Genomic DNA, 17,574 nt, shown 5'->3' on the forward strand with positions numbered 1-17,574 from the left:
CGATGGAAAAACGAACCTATCTCCTGGTCCACGGCGGATCGCACGGCGGCTGGTGCTGGCGCGACGTGGCGGCGTATCTGCGTGCTGCCGGCCACGCGGCGCAGACGCCGACGCAGACCGGCCTGGGCGAGCGGCGCCACCTGTTGAGCCCGGACATCACGCTGGAAACCTATGTCGACGACATCGCCAACGTGATCGAGGCGGAGGAACTGGAGGACGTATTCCTGGTTGGCCACAGCTTCGGTGGCTGCGCGGTGGTGGGCGTGGCCGAGCGCATGCCGCGGCGCCTGCGCCACCTCGTGTTCCTGGATTCGCTGATCCCGATGTCGGGCAAGAGCATCATGAGCGGCTTTCCCCCGGACGTGCGGGAAGCCAGGCTCGCGGCCGCCGACGCATTCAGCGGCGGCCTCTGCACACCGGTACCACCGGCGACCAATTTCGGCCTGTCGCGCGAACACGAAGGCGATGCGACCGTGGACTGGGTGCAGCGCCGGCTCACCCCGCAACCGCTCAAGACCTACCTCACGAGCCTGACGCTGGCGCACCCGGTGGGCAATGGCGTGCCCGCCACCTATATCCGCTGTACCGATCCGTTGTACGACAACGTTGCACCGAGCGCGGCGTTCGCCAGGGCGCAGCCCGGATGGGACTACCGCGAACTCAAGACCGGCCACGACGCCATGATCTCGGCCCCACGAGAACCGGCCAACATGCTTCTTGGAATTCAAGCTGCCTGACTTGCGCCGCGAAGGTGTGAAGATTCCGTAGCGAGGGCGCCGAGCTCGGGTCGAGGAGCGGAACCGCACTCTCGTGCGGTGAGCGCCGCAAACCCGAGATCGGCGTCCGCAGCAGGAAGATTCACACCTTCGTCAGCGAGCCCAGGCTACGCCGCCGTCTACCACCAGCGTGGCCCCCATCACATAGTCGCCCGCGCGCGACGCGAGGTAGATCGCCGCGCCGGCCATGTCCTCGGGCGTGCCGATGCGGCCGGCGGGAATGTGCCCCTTGACCTCGTCGGCGTGGTCGCGCGCTTCCTTGTTCATGCTGGAAGCGAATGCGCCCGGGGCGATGGCGCTGACCGCGATGCGTTCCTGCGCCAGGCGCAGCGCCATGCGCTTGGTGAGATGGATCAGGCCGGCCTTGCTGGCGGCGTACGAATAGGTCTCCTGCGGGTTGACCGATACGCCGTCGATCGACGCGATATTGATCACCTTGGCCAGGTGGTCGGTGGCGGCGGCCTTGAGCATCGGCGTGAGCGCTTGCGTCAGGAAGAAGGGCGTCTTGAGGTTCAGGTCGACGACCTTGTCCCAACCGCTTTCGGGGAAGTCGTCGTACGGCGCGCCCCATGCGGCGCCGGCGTTGTTGACCAGGATGTCGAGCGTCTTCTCATGCTTCGAATAGGCCTGGACCAGTGCCTGCGCACCCTCGACGGTCGACACGTCGGCGGGCAGGGACACGCAATGGCCGAAGGCCGACAGTTCCCTGGCCGTCTGGTCGCAGGCATCGGCCTTGCGCGCCGAGATGTAGACGCGGGCGCCTTGGGCCAGGTAGCCCTCGGCGATCATGCGGCCGATGCCGCGCGAGCCGCCGGTGATGAGGGCGGTGCGGCCCTTGAGTGAGAAGAGTTGTGTGGTGTCCATGCGTTGCTCCGGGAAAGAGCGCGCAGCTTAGTACCGGGCGCTGCCGGACTCGGTCACCAACGCGCCAGCGCGGGCCACCACTTCCTGCAGCGTGCGCGCCAGCACGTCGCCGCTCAAGGGCTTGTGCAGCACGCGTTCGGCGGCGCGCGACAAGTCGGCGAAGCGCTCGGGCGCGGTCTCGCCTGTGACGATCACGGCCGGTACGCCGGGCAGGCGCTGGCGCACGCGCTCGATGACGTCGAGGTCGGTCTCGCCGCGCAGTCGATAGTCGATGACCAGCACATCGGGCACGTAGCCGTTGGCCAGCGCCAGTTCCGCCTGGTCGCCGCTCTCCACGCCCTCGACCGTCCACCCCAGCTGGGTGAGGTAGGTGCACAGCGCGGCCAGTCCTTCGGATTCGCCGTCGATCAGCAGCACCGTGAGCGGCAGGCTCTCGGCCGGGCGCGCCCGCGCAGCCGCCCGCGCGGGCGGCTGGCTGGGCGGCATGGCGGATGCGATGCGAAGCTCGAAGGTCGTGCCGCGGCCCGGAATGCTGTCCAGCCTGAGCTTGTGCTTCAGCAGGGCCGCCGTGCGCCGCACGATCGCCAGGCCCAAGCCGAGTCCCTGCGCACGGTCGTGCGGTGTGTTGTCGAGCTGGTAGAACTCCTCGAACACGCGCTCGCGCTGGTCGAGCGGTATGCCGGAGCCGGTGTCCGCCACCTGCACCAGCACATGCCCGCGCGGACCGCGCCGGGCCGAGAGCGTGACGCCGCCGCGTTCGGTGAACTTGATCGCGTTGTTGACCAGGTTGCCGAGGATGCGCAGGAGCTGGTCGCTGTCGGTCAGGCACCAGAGCGTCTCCGCCGGCAGGTCGACCTGGAGCTGCAAGCTCTGCTGGGCCGCGAGCGCCGCGTATTCGTCATGCACCGCGCGCAGCAGCGTGCCGATGTCGTGCGCCGCGAGCCTGGGCTCGATCGAATGGGCTTCCAGCCGCGAGATGTCGAGCAGGGTGTCCAGCAGGCCGCTGCTCTGGCGCAGCGCGCTGCCGATGCCGCGGCTGATTTCCTTGAGCAGGACGTCGTTGCCGCGCTGCGCGAGGATCTCCAGCGTGGTCGCATTGATCGACAGCGCGTGCAGCGGCTGGCGCAGGTCATGGCTGGCGGCGGCGAAGAAGCGCGTCTTGGCGGCGCTGGCGGCCTCGGCGCGGTCGCGCTCGAGTTCGACCGACTCCGAGAGCTTGGCGTTGTCCTCCACCAGCGCCATCAGTTCCTTGAGGTTGCGGTCATGGTCGCGCACGCTGGCCAGCAGCACCACGTACATGATCAGGACGCCGATGCCGAACGAGATGCCCAGCGTTCCGCCGCGCAGGAACCAGCCGCCGGCGATGAGCCCGAATGTCGGCGTGCACAAGCCCAGGAAGGCGGGCACCGAGCCTGCCATCGACGCGGCCGCCACCGTGCAGCCGGTCACCAGCATGATGCCCATGAGCAAGGGCGCCTCGTCGTTCGGAGCGGAGTAGGCGAGCAGGACGATCGGCGCGGTCACCAGCCCGCTCAAGGCGAATCCGCGGTTGAGCCGGGGCAGGGCGGCGGCTTTCTCGACCGCGGATTGCTTTTCCACGCGGCGCGCCAACGTCCAGCGGTAATACATCATCACGCCGGTGAGGGCCAGCCACACCCATGGCCACACCACCAGCCCTTGCCGCATGGCGACCACCGCCAGGATGACGTAACCCACGAACAACGCCGGCAAGCGCTTCAGGTAGCGCAGCATCAACTCGACACGCCGCTCGGCAATCCGACGCTCGATCCGCTCCGCACGAGGGATCGGGTCGTGCATTGGCACCTCAACCAATGTGCATGCCCTCGCGCGATGCCTGGTAGGCGGCCTCGGTGCGATTGCGCACGCCGAGCGCGCTGTAGACCGCACTGAGATGCGCCTTGACAGTCGATTCGGCAATGTCCAGCTGCCGCGCGATCAGCTTGTTGGACAGGCCCCGGGTGGCGGCGCGGTACACGGCCATCTGCCGCGCGGTCAGCCCTGCCAGGCGGGGGTCGAGTGCCGTTTCCGAATGAGGCCCGCTGGCCGCAGCTGGCGCGCCCGCGCCCGCTGCGCTACCGATGCCGCGCGCCGGGTAGGTTTCGGATGGCAGGAAGACGCGCCCCGCGAGCACGTGCCTGAGGGCTGCCACCATCATCTCGGAACTGTATTTCTTGGGAATGAAGCCGGCGGCGCCGAGCTCGATCGAGTGCCGTATCAGGGTGGCGTTCGTTTCGCCCGACAGCACCACGATGCGTGCCGTGCATCCCGCGTCGCGCAGCCAGCGGATCGATTCCGTGCCTTCGCAATCGCTCAGGTGCCAGTCGAGCAAGACGACGTCGAACTCGGTCAGTTGCACCAACTGGACCGCATGGGCCATGTCACCGGTGGTTTCGACGCGAAGCTCGGGCACCAGTACGTTGAGCAGGTTCTTCATGCCCTGCAAAAACATCATGTGGTCGTCGACCATCAGCAAGTTCATTTTTGTATCCCCCCAACCGCAGTATTCACCAGATTCGCATTGTGCGAGTGCTCACTCATACTTTGGTCGTACTGTCAACGCCCCCATGGATGGGGAAACTGCAGCACGCCACTCGTATGCTTGGGTATGAATTCGAGTTCCGACAGGCCTATAACCCCACCGCCCATGCGGTCTAGAGCCGGCCTCGTCGATTCCTACCTGATCAGCCAATATCCGACGAGCCTGATCGACGTGCGCCGGTTCAATGGCGACCATCGCTTGACACTGCGGCCAGTGATGCCCCAGGACAATCGGCTGCTGGCGGAGTTGATCAACCGGATGTCGGAGCGTTCGCTTTCACACCGCTTTCCCAACGCGCAACTGCCCGCCACGGCTGACGAGCTGGCGAGCCTCGTCTGCATCGATTACCGCCGCCATCTCGCGTTGGTGGTGGCCCTGCATGAAGGCGGGCGCGAGCACCTGGTGGCGGAAGCGCGCTACCTGATCGATCCCGATGGCCAGTCCGCGGAGTTCATGCTGATGGTGGACGATGCCTGGCAACGCCGCGGCATCGCGACATGGGCGCTGCAGGCCCTGAGCCATGCAGCCTGCATGGCCGGCGTCAACTGGATTCGCTGCGACGTGCTGGCCGACAACGCGCCGATGCTGGCGCTGATGCGGCGCCATCGCTTCTGCTGCGCGGTCGATCGCAGCGACGGCGACATCGTGCATGCCGAGACACGCCCGCGTGCCTTGCTGGCCTGGGCCTCGGCGCCCCGGCCCAACCCGTTTGCGCGGGCGCTGCGCTGGCTGGAGACCGCGCTCGCTTTGGACGCACCCTTCAGCAGGTCGACAACGCAGCGCTGACCTGGGCGAAGTCGGGACGCAGGGCGACGGTGTCCTCCAGGCAGCGCGACTGAAGCGCCCGCCAAGGCGCCAGTGCGGCTTCGTCCGCGTCGATGCAGCGATCGAGCAGTTCTTCCAGCAGGCAGCCGAAGGCACGCACCTCGATGCGCTCGAGGGCCGGGGCTTGCGCACCGGTACCGACAAACGATGCCGCGCCGAAGTCCCCGAGCAGCGCCTGGCCCGTTCCGTCGTGGAGGATGTTGTGGCCGTAGAGGTCGCCGTGCAGGATGCCGCGCGCATGCATTTGCGCGGCGGCTGAAGCCACCTGCCGTGCCATCGCCAGCGCCGTGGACAGCGGCCAGCGGGCGTGCTCGTCATAGACGTCGCGCGTGCACGATCGGAAGCTCGGCGGGCCGGCCAGGTTGCGAAAATGCGGCGGCACCAGCGCGAGCACCAGGGCCTCGACGTCCTCGGGATGGTGGGCGATGCGGCCATGCACCGCGATCAGCCCGCCGTTCTCGCCGGCCGCCATGCAGGCTGCCATCTCGCTGTGCGGCCAGCCGTCGCTGGTCACCGCGCCCTTGAACAGCTTCACCGCGACCGCCTCGTGCGCATCGGCCGCGCGCTGCCACGTGCCCCGGTGAATGACGCCGGACGCGCCTTCGCCGAGCAGGTCGTCGAGCGTGAGTTGCGACCAGTCGATGACCGGCACCGCTTGCCGCGACAGTGCGGCGGCCTCGTTGGCATCGCTGAACGGATTGCCCGCGCAGGCCAGCCAGGCGAGCCGCGGCATTTGCAGCAGCCAGTGCGGCAGGCGCTCGAATCGGTTGGCCGAGATACGCAGCAGTTCGAGACGCTGGCAGTCGGCCATGTCATCGGGCAGCGAACGCAGGCGGTTGCCGGCCAGCATCAGCTTCTGCAGGCGTGGAAAGCGGTTCCAGCCATCCGGCAAGGATTCGATGGCGTTGTCGGTCAGGATCAGCCAGCGCAGCCGTGCGGGCAGGGCGCCGGCGGACACGTCGCGAATCCGGCAGGACTTGAAGCCGATCATCTCCAACGCTGGGCACGCGCCGAGCGACGCCGGCAATTCGGTGAAGGGGTTCTGGGAGCAGAACAGGATGCGCAGGCGGTGCAGCCGGCCCAGGTCGTCGGGCAGGGTTTGCAGCGCATTGCCCGAGAGGTTCAGCACCTCGAGCGTGTCGGCCAGTTCGAAGATCTCCCGCGGGAACTCGGTCAGCCCGCAGGAGACGAGGTCGAGCGCGCGGTGGCCCGCCAGTTCACCGCTGCGGAACTGGGCGAGTGTGTGCCCCTTCGCCACTGCTCAGGGAGCGCCGAAGCGGTAGACGCCCTGTGCATCGACCGTGCGCCTGAGCTGCCCCGCGAAGCGCAGCAGGTGCAGGTGCGCCACCGTCTCGCCCATCGCAAAGGTCACTTGATGGAAGTCGAGCGGGCGCTTGAACATGATCGGCATCGCCTCGGCCGCGGTGTGCGGGCGCTCCGTGCAGGCCGCCAGCATCTCGGCAAGCCGGTCGCGGTGGTGTTCCTGCAACTGCCCGACGCGGCGATGCACGCCGGTGAAAGGTTTGCCGTGCGAGGGCAGGCACAGCGTGTCTTCTGGCAAGGTGAGAAAACGCTCGATGCTGTCGAGGAACAGGCGCAACGGGTTGGCATCCGGCTCGCCCGAATGCACGCTCACGTTGGTCGAGATGCGCGGCAGCATCATGTCGCCGCCGATGAGCGCGTGCAGCTCGTCGCAATACAGCGCGATGTGCTCGGGCGCGTGGCCGTAGCCGCTGATGCACTGCCAGTCGCGGCCGCCGATGCGCACCGTGTCGCCGTCGAGCATGCGCACGAAGCTGTCGGGCACCTCCGGCACCATGTTGGCGTAGTAGTTGCTGCGGCCGCGGATCTTTGCGATGGCCTCGCGATCCGTCATGCCATGCGCGGCGAAGAAGTCGGCGGCGCCGTCGCCCCCGGCCAGGCTGTCGCTGGCGCCGGGGCTGGTGAGCGAGCGCGCCACGTGGTAGTCGGTGGAGCTGATCCACAGCGGCGCGTTCCAGCGCGCGCAGATCCAACTGGCCAGGCCGATGTGGTCGGGATGCATGTGCGTGACGATCACGCGCAGGATCGGTAGGCCCTCCAGCTGCGTCGCGAAGATGTCTTCCCATTGCTTGCGCGATGCGTCGTGCGCGATGCAGCAGTCGACGACGGTCCAGCCCTCGACGCCATCGATGGTGTCGCGCAGCAGCCAGAGGTTGATGTGGTCGAGCGCAAAGGGCAGCGCCATGCGGATCCAGCGCACGCCGGGCAGGACCTCGTGGGTGGTGCCGGGGGCCGGCAGAAGGTCGCCCAGGGGGTAATGGAGTTCGCGTTCGAGCAAGTTCATGTACGATTGACGTTTACGTAAACGTCATGGGTGAATCGCCCATTGTAGAGACAGCCGCCTGATCGCGCTGTCACGCCCGCAACGCCCCTCACTTCGACCGGATGGATCCGCAGACCTTCACCATCAGCGACCTTGCCAGGGAATTCGACCTGACCACGCGCGCCATCCGTTTCTACGAGGACATGGGCCTGCTCGCGCCCATGCGCAGCGGCCCGGGCGGCCGGCAGCGCGTCTACACCGCGCGCGACCGGGCGCGCCTCTTGCTGACCCTGCGTGCCAAGCGCCTGGGCCTGAGCCTGACCGAGGCGAAAGACATCCTCGACATGTACGACAGTCCGCGCGACACGGTGCTGCAACTCAAAAAATTCCTGGGCGTGCTGGGCGCGCACCGGGCACAGTTGGAGAGTCGGCACGCCGAGTTGCAGGCCAACCTCGACGAGGTGCGCGAGCAGGAGAAGAAGACGCGCGCCACCCTGGCCCGGGCGCTCAAGGCCAAGGCCGAATGAACCGGCCGCAAGAAATGTTCAATCCCGTTCATTAACGCTCATCGGACAATATCCGCCATGTCAGACAACCTCCCCGACCTTTTCGCGCACAACCGTCACTGGGCCGCCCAGGTGGAACGTGATCGCCCCGGCTTTTTCACCAGCCTCGTGAAGCAGCAGACGCCCAAGTACATGTGGATCGGCTGCTCCGACAGCCGCGTGCCGGCCAACCAGATCACCGGGCTGGAGCCCGGCGAGGTGTTCGTGCACCGCAATGTGGCCAACATCGTGGTGCACTCCGACCTGAACGCGCTGTCGGCGATCCAGTTCGCGGTCGAGCGCCTGAAGGTGCAGCACATCATGGTGGTCGGCCACTATGGATGCTCCGGCGTGCAGGCCGCCATGGAGGGCGCCCGCATCGGCATCGCCGACAACTGGATCCGGCATATCCAGGACGTGCGCGACCGCCATCGCGTGCTGCTGGAGTCCGTGCCGGCCGAGTCGCGCGCCGATGCGTTGTGCGAGCTCAACGTGGCCGAACAGGTGGTCAACGTGGCGGTCAGCACAGTCATGGTCGATGCCTGGAGCCGCGGCCAGAACGTGAGCATCCATGGCTGGGCCTTCGGCGTGCACGACGGCCTGCTGCAGGACCTGGGAATCACGGCCGACAACACCAAGCCGCTGGAGACGCAGTACAAGGCCGCGGTGCAGCGCATCCGCTACAAGTGGACCGGCAACGGGAATGGGAACGGCAACGGCAATGGGAACGGCAACGGCACACACAATCCGGAGGTCACCAAGGAGGCATAAGAACAAATGTTCCCGCAACGTCTGGATTCCCCGCTCGCGTACGACATCGCCAAGGCGCTGATCGACGGCTTCAACCGACATTACCGGCTGTTTCGCGCGGAGTCGTCACGGGCCAAGCATCGGTTCGAAACGGCGGACTGGCATGGCCAGCAACGCGCCCAGCGCGAGCGCATCGAGTTCTACGACCTGCGGGTGAACGAGGCCGTTGCCCGGCTGGAGAAGGAGTTCAAGGCGGGCGACCAGCCGATGGACGTGTGGCACCAGATCAAGCTGCACTTCATCGGCCTGCTCGTGAACCATCACCAGCCCGAACTGGCCGAGAGTTTCTTCAACTCGGTCACGACCAAGATCCTGCACCGCGCGTATTTCCAGAACGACTTCATCTTCGTGCGGCCCGCAATCAGCACCGAGTACATTGAGCCGCGCGGCGCGCCGCATTTCCGCGCCTACTACCCCACGCACGAGGGGCTGGCCGACACGGTCGAGCGGATCATCGAGGACTATGCGCTGCTGGGCACCTTTGCCAACAAGCGGCGCGACGCGGAGCGCGTGGCGGCCGCGATCCTCGGGCGCTTCCACCAGGTCAAGCTGCGTGCCAACTTCCAGCTGCAGGTGCTCTCGGGCCTGTTCTATCGCAACAAGGGGGCGTACCTGGTCGGCAAGATCATCAACGGCTTCGTCGAACTGCCTTTCGCGCTGCCGATCCTGCACGACCGCAAGGGCCATTTCTACGTCGACGCGGCGCTGTTCGGCGAAGACGACCTGCAGATGCTGTTCAGCTTTGCGCGCGCCTATTTCATGGTCGACATGGAAGTGCCATCGGCCTACGTGCAGTTCCTGCGATCGCTGATGCCGCGCAAGCCCCGCGCGGAGATCTACAACGCACTCGGGCTGGCCAAGCAGGGCAAGACGCTGTTCTACCGCGACTTCCTCTCGCACCTGAACTACTCGAGCGACAAGTTCCGCATCGCGCCCGGCATCAAGGGCATGGTGATGCTGGTGTTCGACCTGCCGTCGTTCCCGTACGTGTTCAAGGTGATCAAGGACTACTACCCGCCGCAGAAGGAAACCACGCGCGAGCAGATCAAGGGCAAGTACATGCTGGTGAAGCACCACGACCGCGTGGGTCGCATGGCCGACACGCTGGAGTACAGCGACGTTGGCTTCCCGCTGGACCGCTTCGAGCCCGACCTGATTGCGGAGATCGAGAAGTTCGCGCCGAGCCAGCTGGAAATCGGGGACCGCGACGCCAACGGGGAACTGGAAGTCGTCCTCAAGCACGTCTACATCGAGCGCCGGATGATCCCGCTCAACATCTACCTGCAGGAAGCCTTCGACCAGATCGCCTCGCCCGACAGCGCGACCATGGGCAAGCGGGCCCGGGACCAGCTGGAGCGTGCGGTGACCGAATACGGCAACGCCATCAAGGACATGGTGGCGGCCAATATCTTTCCGGGTGACATGCTGTGGAAAAACTTCGGTGTCACGCTCAACGGCAAGGTCGTTTTCTACGACTACGACGAGATCGAATACATCACCGACTGCAACTTCCGCAAGGTGCCCACGCCACGCAACGAGGAAGACGAGATGAGTGGCGAGGTCTGGTACAACGTCGGCCCGAAGGACGTGTTCCCCGAGACCTTCGGCCCGTTCCTGCTGGGCAACGATTCGGTGCGCAAGGCATTCATGGCGCACCATGCCGACTTGCTGGATGCCGCCTTCTGGCAAAGCCACAAGGAGCGCATCCAGGCGGGCCAGATGCTGGATGTTTTCCCTTATGACGAGGCGCAGCGATTCGAGCACGATGGCCACGCGCCGTATTTTTGAAATTCGAACACGAACAGCCGAACACGGATAGCCGAACGCAGAAGACGACCAATCGGAATTCCTTTTGCGACTTCTGCGAAACCTTTGCGACCGTGCGTTCGGCTGCGCCAATTTCCCAACCTTGAAAGAGACCGTCTATGTCTGAATCCATCGTTATCGTCGGCGCCGCGCGCACCCCCATGGGCGGCTTCCAGGGCGACTTTTCTTCATTGGCCGCGCACGACCTCGGCGGCGCGGCAATCAGGGCCGCCATCGAGCGCGCCGGCGTTGCGCCGGACTCGGTCGGCGAGGTGCTGTTCGGCAACTGCCTGATGGCGGGGCAGGGCCAGGCGCCGGCACGGCAGGCGGCCTACAAGGGCGGGCTGCCCGACGGCGCGGGGGCAGTCACGTTGAGCAAGATGTGCGGCTCGGCCATGAAGGCCGCGATGATGGCGCACGACATGCTGCTGGCCGGCACGCACGATGTGATGGTCGCGGGCGGCATGGAGAGCATGACCAATGCGCCCTACCTCATGCTCAAGGGCCGCGGCGGCTACCGCATGGGCCACGACCGGATCTTCGACCACATGATGCTTGACGGCCTCGAAGACGCGTACCAGCCGGGCCGCTCGATGGGCACTTTCGGCGAGGACTGCGCGGCCAAGTACAGCTTCACGCGCGAGCAGCAGGATGCGTTTGCCATCGCCAGCGTCGAGCGCGCGAAGAAGGCGACCGACACCGGGCTGTTCAAGGACGAGATCACGCCGGTCACGGTGAAGGGCCGCGGTGGCGACACGGTCGTCTCGATCGACGAAGGCCCTGGCAAGGTCAAGCTCGACAAGATCAAGACGCTGAAGCCCGCGTTCAAGAAAGACGGCGGCACCATCACGGCCGCATCCAGTTCCTCCATCAACGACGGCGCCGCCGCGCTGGTGATGATGACCGAGTCGCATGCGAAGAAGATCGGCGCGAAGCCGCTTGCACGCCTGGTCGGCCATGCCACGCACGCACAGCAGCCCGAATGGTTCTCGACCGCGCCGGTGGGCGCCGTGGGCAAGCTGTTCAAGAAGACCGGCTGGAGCGTGAAGGACGTGGACCTGTGGGAAGTCAACGAGGCCTTTGCCGTGGTGCCGATGGCGCTGATGCATGAGCTCAGCGTCTCGCACGACATCGTCAACGTGCATGGCGGCGCCTGCGCGCTGGGCCACCCGATCGGCGCCAGCGGCGCGCGCATCATGGTCACGCTGATCCATGCGCTGAAGTCGCGCGGCCTGAAGCGCGGCGTGGCCACGCTTTGCATCGGCGGCGGCGAAGGCACGGCCGTGGCGCTCGAAGTGCTTTGAGGCAGACTGCCGCCTGTGCGCAGGGGGCTTTGTGCAGACAACGATTCACGAGCGAGGAGATCCCGTGCGCCCGACCTTTTTCCGCACCACCCTGGCGATGGTGCTTGCCTCGGCCTTCCTGGCCCCGGCCACCCTTGCCCAACCCAAGCGCGACAACGCGCTGTTCGACGCCGCCACCGCCGAGCAGCCGGCCGTGCTCAAGACGCTGGAAAGACTCGTCAACATCGAAACCGGCACGGGCGACGCGGATGGCATCGCCGCCGCCGGCAGGTTTCTCGAAGAGGAACTCAAGGCCCTGGGCTTCACCGTCGCGCGGAGCAAGTCCGCGGGCCTCGTGGTCGGCGACAACATCGTCGGCAAGATCAAGGGCAAGGGCGGCAAGAACCTGCTGCTGATCTCGCACATGGACACCGTGTACCCCAAGGGCACGCTGGCCAAGGCGCCGTTCCGCATCGAGGGCAACAAGGCCTACGGCCCCGGCATCGCGGACGACAAGGGCGGCAATGCCGTCATCCTGCACACGCTCAAGCTGCTCAAGGCCTACGGCGTACGCGACTACGGCAGCATCACGGTGCTGTTCAACACCGACGAGGAAAAGGGCTCCTTCGGCTCGCGCGACCTCATCCAGGAAGAGGCGAAACAGGCCGACTACGTGCTCTCCTTCGAGCCCAGCCCGGCCGAAGCGGAGGTGTTCCCGAGCGGCACCTCGGGCATCGCCTACGTGCAAGCCAACGTCAAGGGCAAGGCCTCGCACGCCGGCGCCGCGCCCGAGCTTGGCGTGAACGCGGTGGTCGAGGCATCGGACCTGGTGCTGCGAACCATGGACCTGGACGACAAATCGAAGGGCCTGCGCTTCAACTGGACCATCATCAAGGGCGGTGGCCCGGCCAACAACATCATTCCCGAAAGCGCGACGGTGAACGCCGACGTGCGCTACGCGCGCAACGAAGATTTCGAAGCAGCGATGAAGACGCTGGAAGAGCGCGCGCAGAAGAAGAAGGTGCCGGGCGCCGAAGTCTCGATCGTCGTCACGCGCGGACGCCCCGCGTTCTACGGCGGCGAGGGTGGCCGGAAGCTCATCGACAAGGCCGTGGGTTTCTACAGGGAAGCCGGTGGCACGGTCGAGGTGGACGAGAAGATCACCGGCGGCGGCACCGACGCGTCCTATGCGTCGCTGTCCGGCAGGCCGGTGATCGAAAGCATGGGCCTGCCGGGCTTCGGCTATCACAGCGACAAGGCGGAATACGTGGTGGTCGATTCGATCCCGCGCCGGCTCTACATGGCTGCACGAATGATCATGGACCTGGGGCAAGGCAAGTAGGCATGATCGGCACGCTCTCCGAACTGCGCGCCTTGTATGCCGCACCGGGCGAACGGGCCGTGCGCAAGCAATTGGCGCAATTGGACGTGCATTGCAGGCGGTTCATCGAACTGTCGCCGTTCTGCGTGGTGGCGAGCGCGGGCACCTCGGACTGCCTGCTCGATGCGTCGCCACGCGGTGGCGCACCGGGCTTCGTCAAGGTGCCGGATGCTTCCACCCTGCTGCTGCCCGACAGCGGCGGCAACAACCGCCTCGACACGCTGGAGAACCTGCTGGCCGACCCGCGCATCGGCGTGATTTTCATGGTCCCGGGCGTTGACGAGACGCTGCGGGTCAACGGCACCGGGCGCCTGCGTGACGAACCTGCCTTCGTCGACCTGTTCGCGCAGGAACGCCAGCGGCCGAAGCTCGTGATCGAGGTGTGCGTGCAGGAGGCGTACCTGCATTGCGCCAAGGCCTTCATGCGCTCCGAGTTGTGGCAGCCGCGCACCTGGCCCGCGCGCGATGCATTGCCGACGATGGGCCAGATGATCCACGACCAGATGCGCGCCGATGCAGCGCCTGAATCCCAAGCCGAGATGCTCGCGCGCTACCGTGCGCAACTCGCCGACGAGCGCACGACTGCGCCCTGAACAACAACCTGGTTTCGGCACAGCTGCCGATTCCGGGTCTACCACGAGATACAACGCCATGCTGCTGACCCCCGACCAGGAAGCCATCCGCGACGCCGTCCGCGACTTTGCCCAAGCCGAGCTGTGGCCGCACGCGCCCACGTGGGACCGCGACCACAGCTTCCCCAAGGCCGTGCACCAGGGCCTGGCCGCGCTCGGCGCGTACGGCATCTGCGTGCCCGAGGAAGACGGCGGCGCCGGACTCGACTACCTCACGCTCGCGCTCGTGCTCGAGGAAATAGCCGCCGGCGATGGGGGCACCAGCACTGCCATCAGCGTCACCAACTGCCCGGTCAACGCCATCCTCATGCGCTACGGCAACGCGCAGCAGAAGAAGCAGTGGCTGCATCCGCTGGCGCAGGGCCAGATGCTCGGCGCCTTCTGCCTGACGGAACCGCAGGCCGGCAGCGACGCATCGTCCCTGCGCACCACGGCCAGGCGCGATGGCGATGGCTATGTGATCGACGGCGTCAAGCAGTTCATCACCAGCGGCAAGAACGGCCAGGTGGCCATCGTCATCGCCATGACCGACAAGGCCGCCGGCAAGAAGGGCATGAGCGCCTTCATCGTGCCCACCAACGCGCCCGGCTACAACGTGGCGCGGCTGGAGGACAAGCTCGGCCAGCACAGCAGCGACACGGCGCAGATCAATTTCGACGCTTGCCGCATTCCGTCGGAAAACCTGGTCGGCCAGGAGGGCGAGGGCTACAAGATCGCCCTGGGCGCGCTGGAAGGCGGGCGCATCGGCATCGCCGCGCAAAGCGTGGGCATGGCCCGTAGCGCCTTCGAGGTGGCGCTGGCCTATGCCAAGGAGCGGCAAGCTTTCGGCGGCGCCATCTTTGATCAGCAGGCGGTGGGCTTCCGGCTGGCCGAATGCGCGACTCAGCTGGAGGCGGCCCGGCAACTCATCTGGCATGCGGCCAGCCTGCGCGACGCCGGCCGGCCCTGCCTGAAGGAGGCCGCCATGGCCAAGCTGTTTGCCAGCGAGATGGCCGAGAAGGTGTGCAGCGCCGCGATCCAGACGCTGGGCGGCTATGGCTATGTCAACGACTTCCCGTTGGAGCGCATCTACCGCGACGTGCGGGTGTGCCAGATCTACGAGGGCACCTCGGACATCCAGAAGCTGTTGATCCAGCGCGCGCTGGCCTGACGCCGCCCGGGAACGACTGCGGAAAGTTCGGCTGAGGAGCGGGTCGGCTCGGCCTTGCGCGGGCCTGCTGGCTTGGCCCCTCGGTGGCCGACCGGCATGCAGAGTTCGACCAGCACCCCGTCCCGGCAACGGACATGGCGCCGCAAGCCCCTGGCGCCGGCAGCGACTGCCCTGGCATGGGCGGCCGGGACGTCGGCCGTGACGAATGATGATGTTCCCCTGAAAAGGACATGATAGGTATCCGCCACGTCGATGCCAACGCCGGTGGTCCTCTGCCGGCGACGGCGCCAGAATCGCTTCCTTTGACCGCGATCCATCCCAATGGCCGACCTTCCATGCCCTTGCGGCCTCGCCGATGCGCGCAAGCAGCCCTTGCCTTACGCCCAGTGCTGCGGCCGCTACCTCGACGACTTCGACGCCACGCCCGCGCCGGATGCCGAATCGCTGATGCGCTCGCGCTACACGGCCTTCGTGCGCGAGCGGGCCGACTACCTGCTGGCGACCTGGCACGCGAGCAGGCGGCCGTCGCGGGTGACTTTCGATGCGGGCGCGCGCTGGCTCGGCCTGGAGGTGCGGGCGCGGCGGCTGGTCGATGACGCGCATGCCGAGGTCGAGTTCGTGGCGCGCCAGCGCGATGCCTCCGGCCGCGCGAGCCGGCTGGTCGAGCACAGTCGCTTCGTGCGCGAGGGTGGGCGCTGGTTTTACGTCGATGGCGACCTGGGCTGAAGGGCTGGAGCACGGGTGGCCAAAAGAGCGGCCCCGGCGCGCCAGGCTTGCGTGATGCGCTATCAACTCAGGAGCAGGCCGCGCGATTGTCCGCAAGGCGGTGACAGACTGATTCCATCTGACGTATTTATCTCCGGGTGCGCGAGCGGCACACTCTGAGGCTCCGGTGATTCAGCCGCGTTGCGCGCTTGCCGGTCCACCCTTGCAGCAAGACTCGAAAGGCACATCACGATGTTCTCCACGGAAGGATCCTCCGGTATCCCGCTGCGGCAGCAACAGCAACAGGGGCTGCGGCATGGGCCGGCGGTGGCGGCAGCCTTGTGCCTGATCGGGTTCGCCGCCCTTGCGCAGGCGGAGGAATCGATCCGCGCGTTCTCCAACGCGATCGGCGACCAGCCGCCCGCACCCTGGCATTTCAGCGGCTTGCCGAACAAGGTGCCGACCAGGTTCGAAATAGTGCAGCAGGGCAGCCAGCGCGTGCTCAAGGTGGAATCCGACAAGTCCTACGGCACCTTGGTCCATCGCACGCTGGTTCCGCTGCAGCGCGATCCCACGTTGACCTGGCGCTGGCGCGTCGAGCAGTTCGTGCAGGGCACCGACCTCCATGCCAAATCCGGCGACGACAGCGCGGCCAAGCTCTGCCTGTTCTTCAACTTGCCGTCGGAAAGGCTATCGGTGACCGAGCGCGCCCAGTTGAAGCTGGCCCGCGCGCTGAGCGGGGAGGATGTGCCGACCGAGATCCTCTGCTACGTCTGGGACGCCAGGGAGCCCAAGGGCAGCCAGTTCGTGAATGCCTTTACCAACCGCATGCAGATGCTGGTGCTGCAGTCCGGCCCCACCACCGCGTCCGGCGGCTGGGTGAGCGAGAAGCGCAATGTGCTGGAGGACTACCGGCGCGCCTTCGGCCGCGAGGCGGGCACGACGGTGCCGGACGTGGCGGCGGTCGCGGTGGCGGCGGATTCGGACAACACGCAGGGCCACGGCCTGTCCTTCTTCTCCGACATCGACCTGCGCGCCAATGCGCCGGCGGAAATCGTCGGCGCCAAGTCGGCCCCGGCACCGGGCGCAGCCGAATAACCGCGGGCGAACCGCTTTTCCGTACCGAACCATGAACGATCTCCTCGCACTCCTCGCCAGCCAGGGCGCCGCCGTGGTGTTCCTCGCCACGCTCGCGGCTCGCCTGGGCGCGCCGGTGCCGGCGGTGCCGTTCCTGATCGTGGCGGGCGGGCTGTCGGTGGGCGGAGGGGTCTCCTTCGCGGCGGTGACGGCGGCCGCCGTGGTCGGCAACGTCCTGGGCGACGGTGCCTGGTTCCTGGCCGGGCGGCGCTGGGGCTACCGGGTGATGCGGCTGCTGTGCCGCATATCGCTCTCGGCGGACACCTGCGTGCAGCGCAGCGAATCGATCCTCGGCCGCTGGGGTGGGCTGTCGCTGGTTGCCGCCAAGTTCGTGCCGGGCGTGTCGGTGGTGGCGCCGCCGATGGCCGGCGCGCTGGGCATGTCGAATGCGCGTTTCCTGTCGTACGAGACGGCGGGGGCCTTGATCTGGACGCTGGGCTTCCTGCTGGTCGGCGTGGTCTTCCATGCGGCCATCAAGGACGTGCTGGCGGTGCTGTCGGAGATCGGCCTTGCCGCGGCTGCGATCTGCGGCGCGCTGCTGGGTCTGTTCATGGCATGGCGCTACCGCCTGCGCCGGGCCGCGCTGGCGGCGGACGGTATCGAGCACATCGCGGTCGATGTGCTGCGCGCGGCGCTGGCCGGCGCCAGTGCGCCGTCGGTGATCGACGTGCGCGGCGCAGCGGCTCGCGCGCTGGACACGCGGACCATACCGGGCGCGGTCGGCATCGAACTCAAGCACTTGCCGCAACGGCTCGGGCCCCTGGCGGACGGGCGCGAACTGGTGGTGTTCTGCGA

The 17,574-nt window shown here is 66.9% G+C and carries 17 protein-coding genes; 12 read left to right on the forward strand and 5 right to left on the reverse strand.

What is annotated here, in order from left to right; genetic code table 11:
• Nucleotides 1-2: 2 nt before the first annotated feature.
• A complete protein-coding gene (locus tag HCU76_RS24980; protein WP_213957449.1) occupies nt 3-737 on the forward strand; it encodes an alpha/beta fold hydrolase in 735 nt (244 codons plus the stop codon).
• Between the two features lie 132 nt (nt 738-869).
• Here the strand turns inward: HCU76_RS24980 and HCU76_RS24985 are convergent, their stop codons facing one another.
• The 3 genes from HCU76_RS24985 to HCU76_RS24995 are packed head-to-tail and all read right to left on the reverse strand — an operon-like array spanning nt 870 to nt 4,128.
• Nucleotides 870-1,640 carry an SDR family oxidoreductase gene (locus tag HCU76_RS24985; RefSeq protein WP_213957448.1) on the reverse strand — a complete coding sequence of 257 codons (771 nt, stop codon included), beginning with the start codon at nt 1,638-1,640 and terminating at the stop codon, nt 870-872.
• Between the two features lie 27 nt (nt 1,641-1,667).
• Entirely contained in the window at nt 1,668-3,458 is a 1,791-nt protein-coding gene (locus tag HCU76_RS24990; protein WP_213957447.1) for a hybrid sensor histidine kinase/response regulator, read from the reverse strand.
• Between the two features lie 7 nt (nt 3,459-3,465).
• Entirely contained in the window at nt 3,466-4,128 is a 663-nt protein-coding gene (locus HCU76_RS24995) for a response regulator transcription factor (RefSeq protein ID WP_256354422.1), read from the reverse strand.
• Between the two features lie 177 nt (nt 4,129-4,305).
• Between HCU76_RS24995 and HCU76_RS25000 the strand changes: the two genes are divergently transcribed.
• A complete protein-coding gene (locus HCU76_RS25000) occupies nt 4,306-4,986 on the forward strand; it encodes a GNAT family N-acetyltransferase (RefSeq protein ID WP_218510906.1) in 681 nt (226 codons plus the stop codon).
• On the opposite strand, the gene HCU76_RS25005 is transcribed toward HCU76_RS25000, so the two are convergent.
• Both HCU76_RS25005 and HCU76_RS25010 read right to left on the reverse strand, forming a co-directional pair.
• Nucleotides 4,961-6,283, reverse strand: a complete 1,323-nt coding sequence (locus HCU76_RS25005) for a leucine-rich repeat-containing protein kinase family protein (protein WP_218510907.1) — start codon at nt 6,281-6,283, stop codon at nt 4,961-4,963. The two genes, HCU76_RS25000 and HCU76_RS25005, sit on opposite strands and share 26 nt — an antisense overlap.
• 3 nt (nt 6,284-6,286) lie before the next feature.
• Nucleotides 6,287-7,351 (reverse strand): MBL fold metallo-hydrolase, encoded by a 1,065-nt coding sequence (locus HCU76_RS25010; protein WP_218510908.1) that lies wholly within the window; start codon nt 7,349-7,351, stop codon nt 6,287-6,289.
• A 101-nt stretch (nt 7,352-7,452) separates the two neighbouring features.
• Between HCU76_RS25010 and HCU76_RS25015 the strand changes: the two genes are divergently transcribed.
• From HCU76_RS25015 to HCU76_RS25060, 10 genes are all read left to right on the forward strand, one after another.
• Nucleotides 7,453-7,857 (forward strand): MerR family DNA-binding transcriptional regulator, encoded by a 405-nt coding sequence (locus tag HCU76_RS25015; RefSeq protein WP_218510909.1) that lies wholly within the window; start codon nt 7,453-7,455, stop codon nt 7,855-7,857.
• Nucleotides 7,858-7,914: 57 nt separating this feature from the next.
• Nucleotides 7,915-8,646 (forward strand): carbonate dehydratase, encoded by a 732-nt coding sequence (can, locus tag HCU76_RS25020; protein WP_218510910.1) that lies wholly within the window; start codon nt 7,915-7,917, stop codon nt 8,644-8,646.
• 6 nt (nt 8,647-8,652) lie between these two features.
• Nucleotides 8,653-10,473, forward strand: coding sequence for a bifunctional isocitrate dehydrogenase kinase/phosphatase (gene aceK, locus HCU76_RS25025; RefSeq protein ID WP_213957441.1), 1,821 nt, complete (start codon nt 8,653-8,655; stop codon nt 10,471-10,473).
• Nucleotides 10,474-10,610: 137 nt separating this feature from the next.
• On the forward strand, nt 10,611-11,795 hold the full coding sequence (locus HCU76_RS25030) for an acetyl-CoA C-acyltransferase (protein ID WP_213957440.1): 1,185 nt from the start codon (nt 10,611-10,613) through the stop codon (nt 11,793-11,795).
• A 64-nt stretch (nt 11,796-11,859) separates the two neighbouring features.
• The gene (locus HCU76_RS25035) at nt 11,860-13,116 is read left to right on the forward strand and encodes a glutamate carboxypeptidase (protein WP_213957439.1); all 1,257 of its coding nucleotides are present in this window, start codon (nt 11,860-11,862) and stop codon (nt 13,114-13,116) included.
• A gap of 2 nt (nt 13,117-13,118) precedes the next feature.
• Nucleotides 13,119-13,748, forward strand: coding sequence for a pyridoxamine 5'-phosphate oxidase family protein (locus HCU76_RS25040; RefSeq protein WP_213957438.1), 630 nt, complete (start codon nt 13,119-13,121; stop codon nt 13,746-13,748).
• Nucleotides 13,749-13,806: 58 nt separating this feature from the next.
• Nucleotides 13,807-14,937 carry an acyl-CoA dehydrogenase family protein gene (locus HCU76_RS25045; protein ID WP_213957437.1) on the forward strand — a complete coding sequence of 377 codons (1,131 nt, stop codon included), beginning with the start codon at nt 13,807-13,809 and terminating at the stop codon, nt 14,935-14,937.
• A 321-nt stretch (nt 14,938-15,258) separates the two neighbouring features.
• Nucleotides 15,259-15,663, forward strand: a complete 405-nt coding sequence (locus tag HCU76_RS25050) for a YchJ family protein (RefSeq protein ID WP_213957436.1) — start codon at nt 15,259-15,261, stop codon at nt 15,661-15,663.
• A 231-nt stretch (nt 15,664-15,894) separates the two neighbouring features.
• Nucleotides 15,895-16,740 carry a DUF3047 domain-containing protein gene (locus tag HCU76_RS25055; RefSeq protein WP_213957435.1) on the forward strand — a complete coding sequence of 282 codons (846 nt, stop codon included), beginning with the start codon at nt 15,895-15,897 and terminating at the stop codon, nt 16,738-16,740.
• A 31-nt stretch (nt 16,741-16,771) separates the two neighbouring features.
• A partial coding sequence (locus HCU76_RS25060; RefSeq protein WP_218510911.1) for a VTT domain-containing protein occupies nt 16,772-17,574 on the forward strand: 803 nt, incomplete at its 3' end.

The sequence above is a fragment of the Variovorax sp. dw_308 genome, assembly GCF_019207085.1.
Classification (GTDB): domain Bacteria; phylum Pseudomonadota; class Gammaproteobacteria; order Burkholderiales; family Burkholderiaceae_C; genus Variovorax.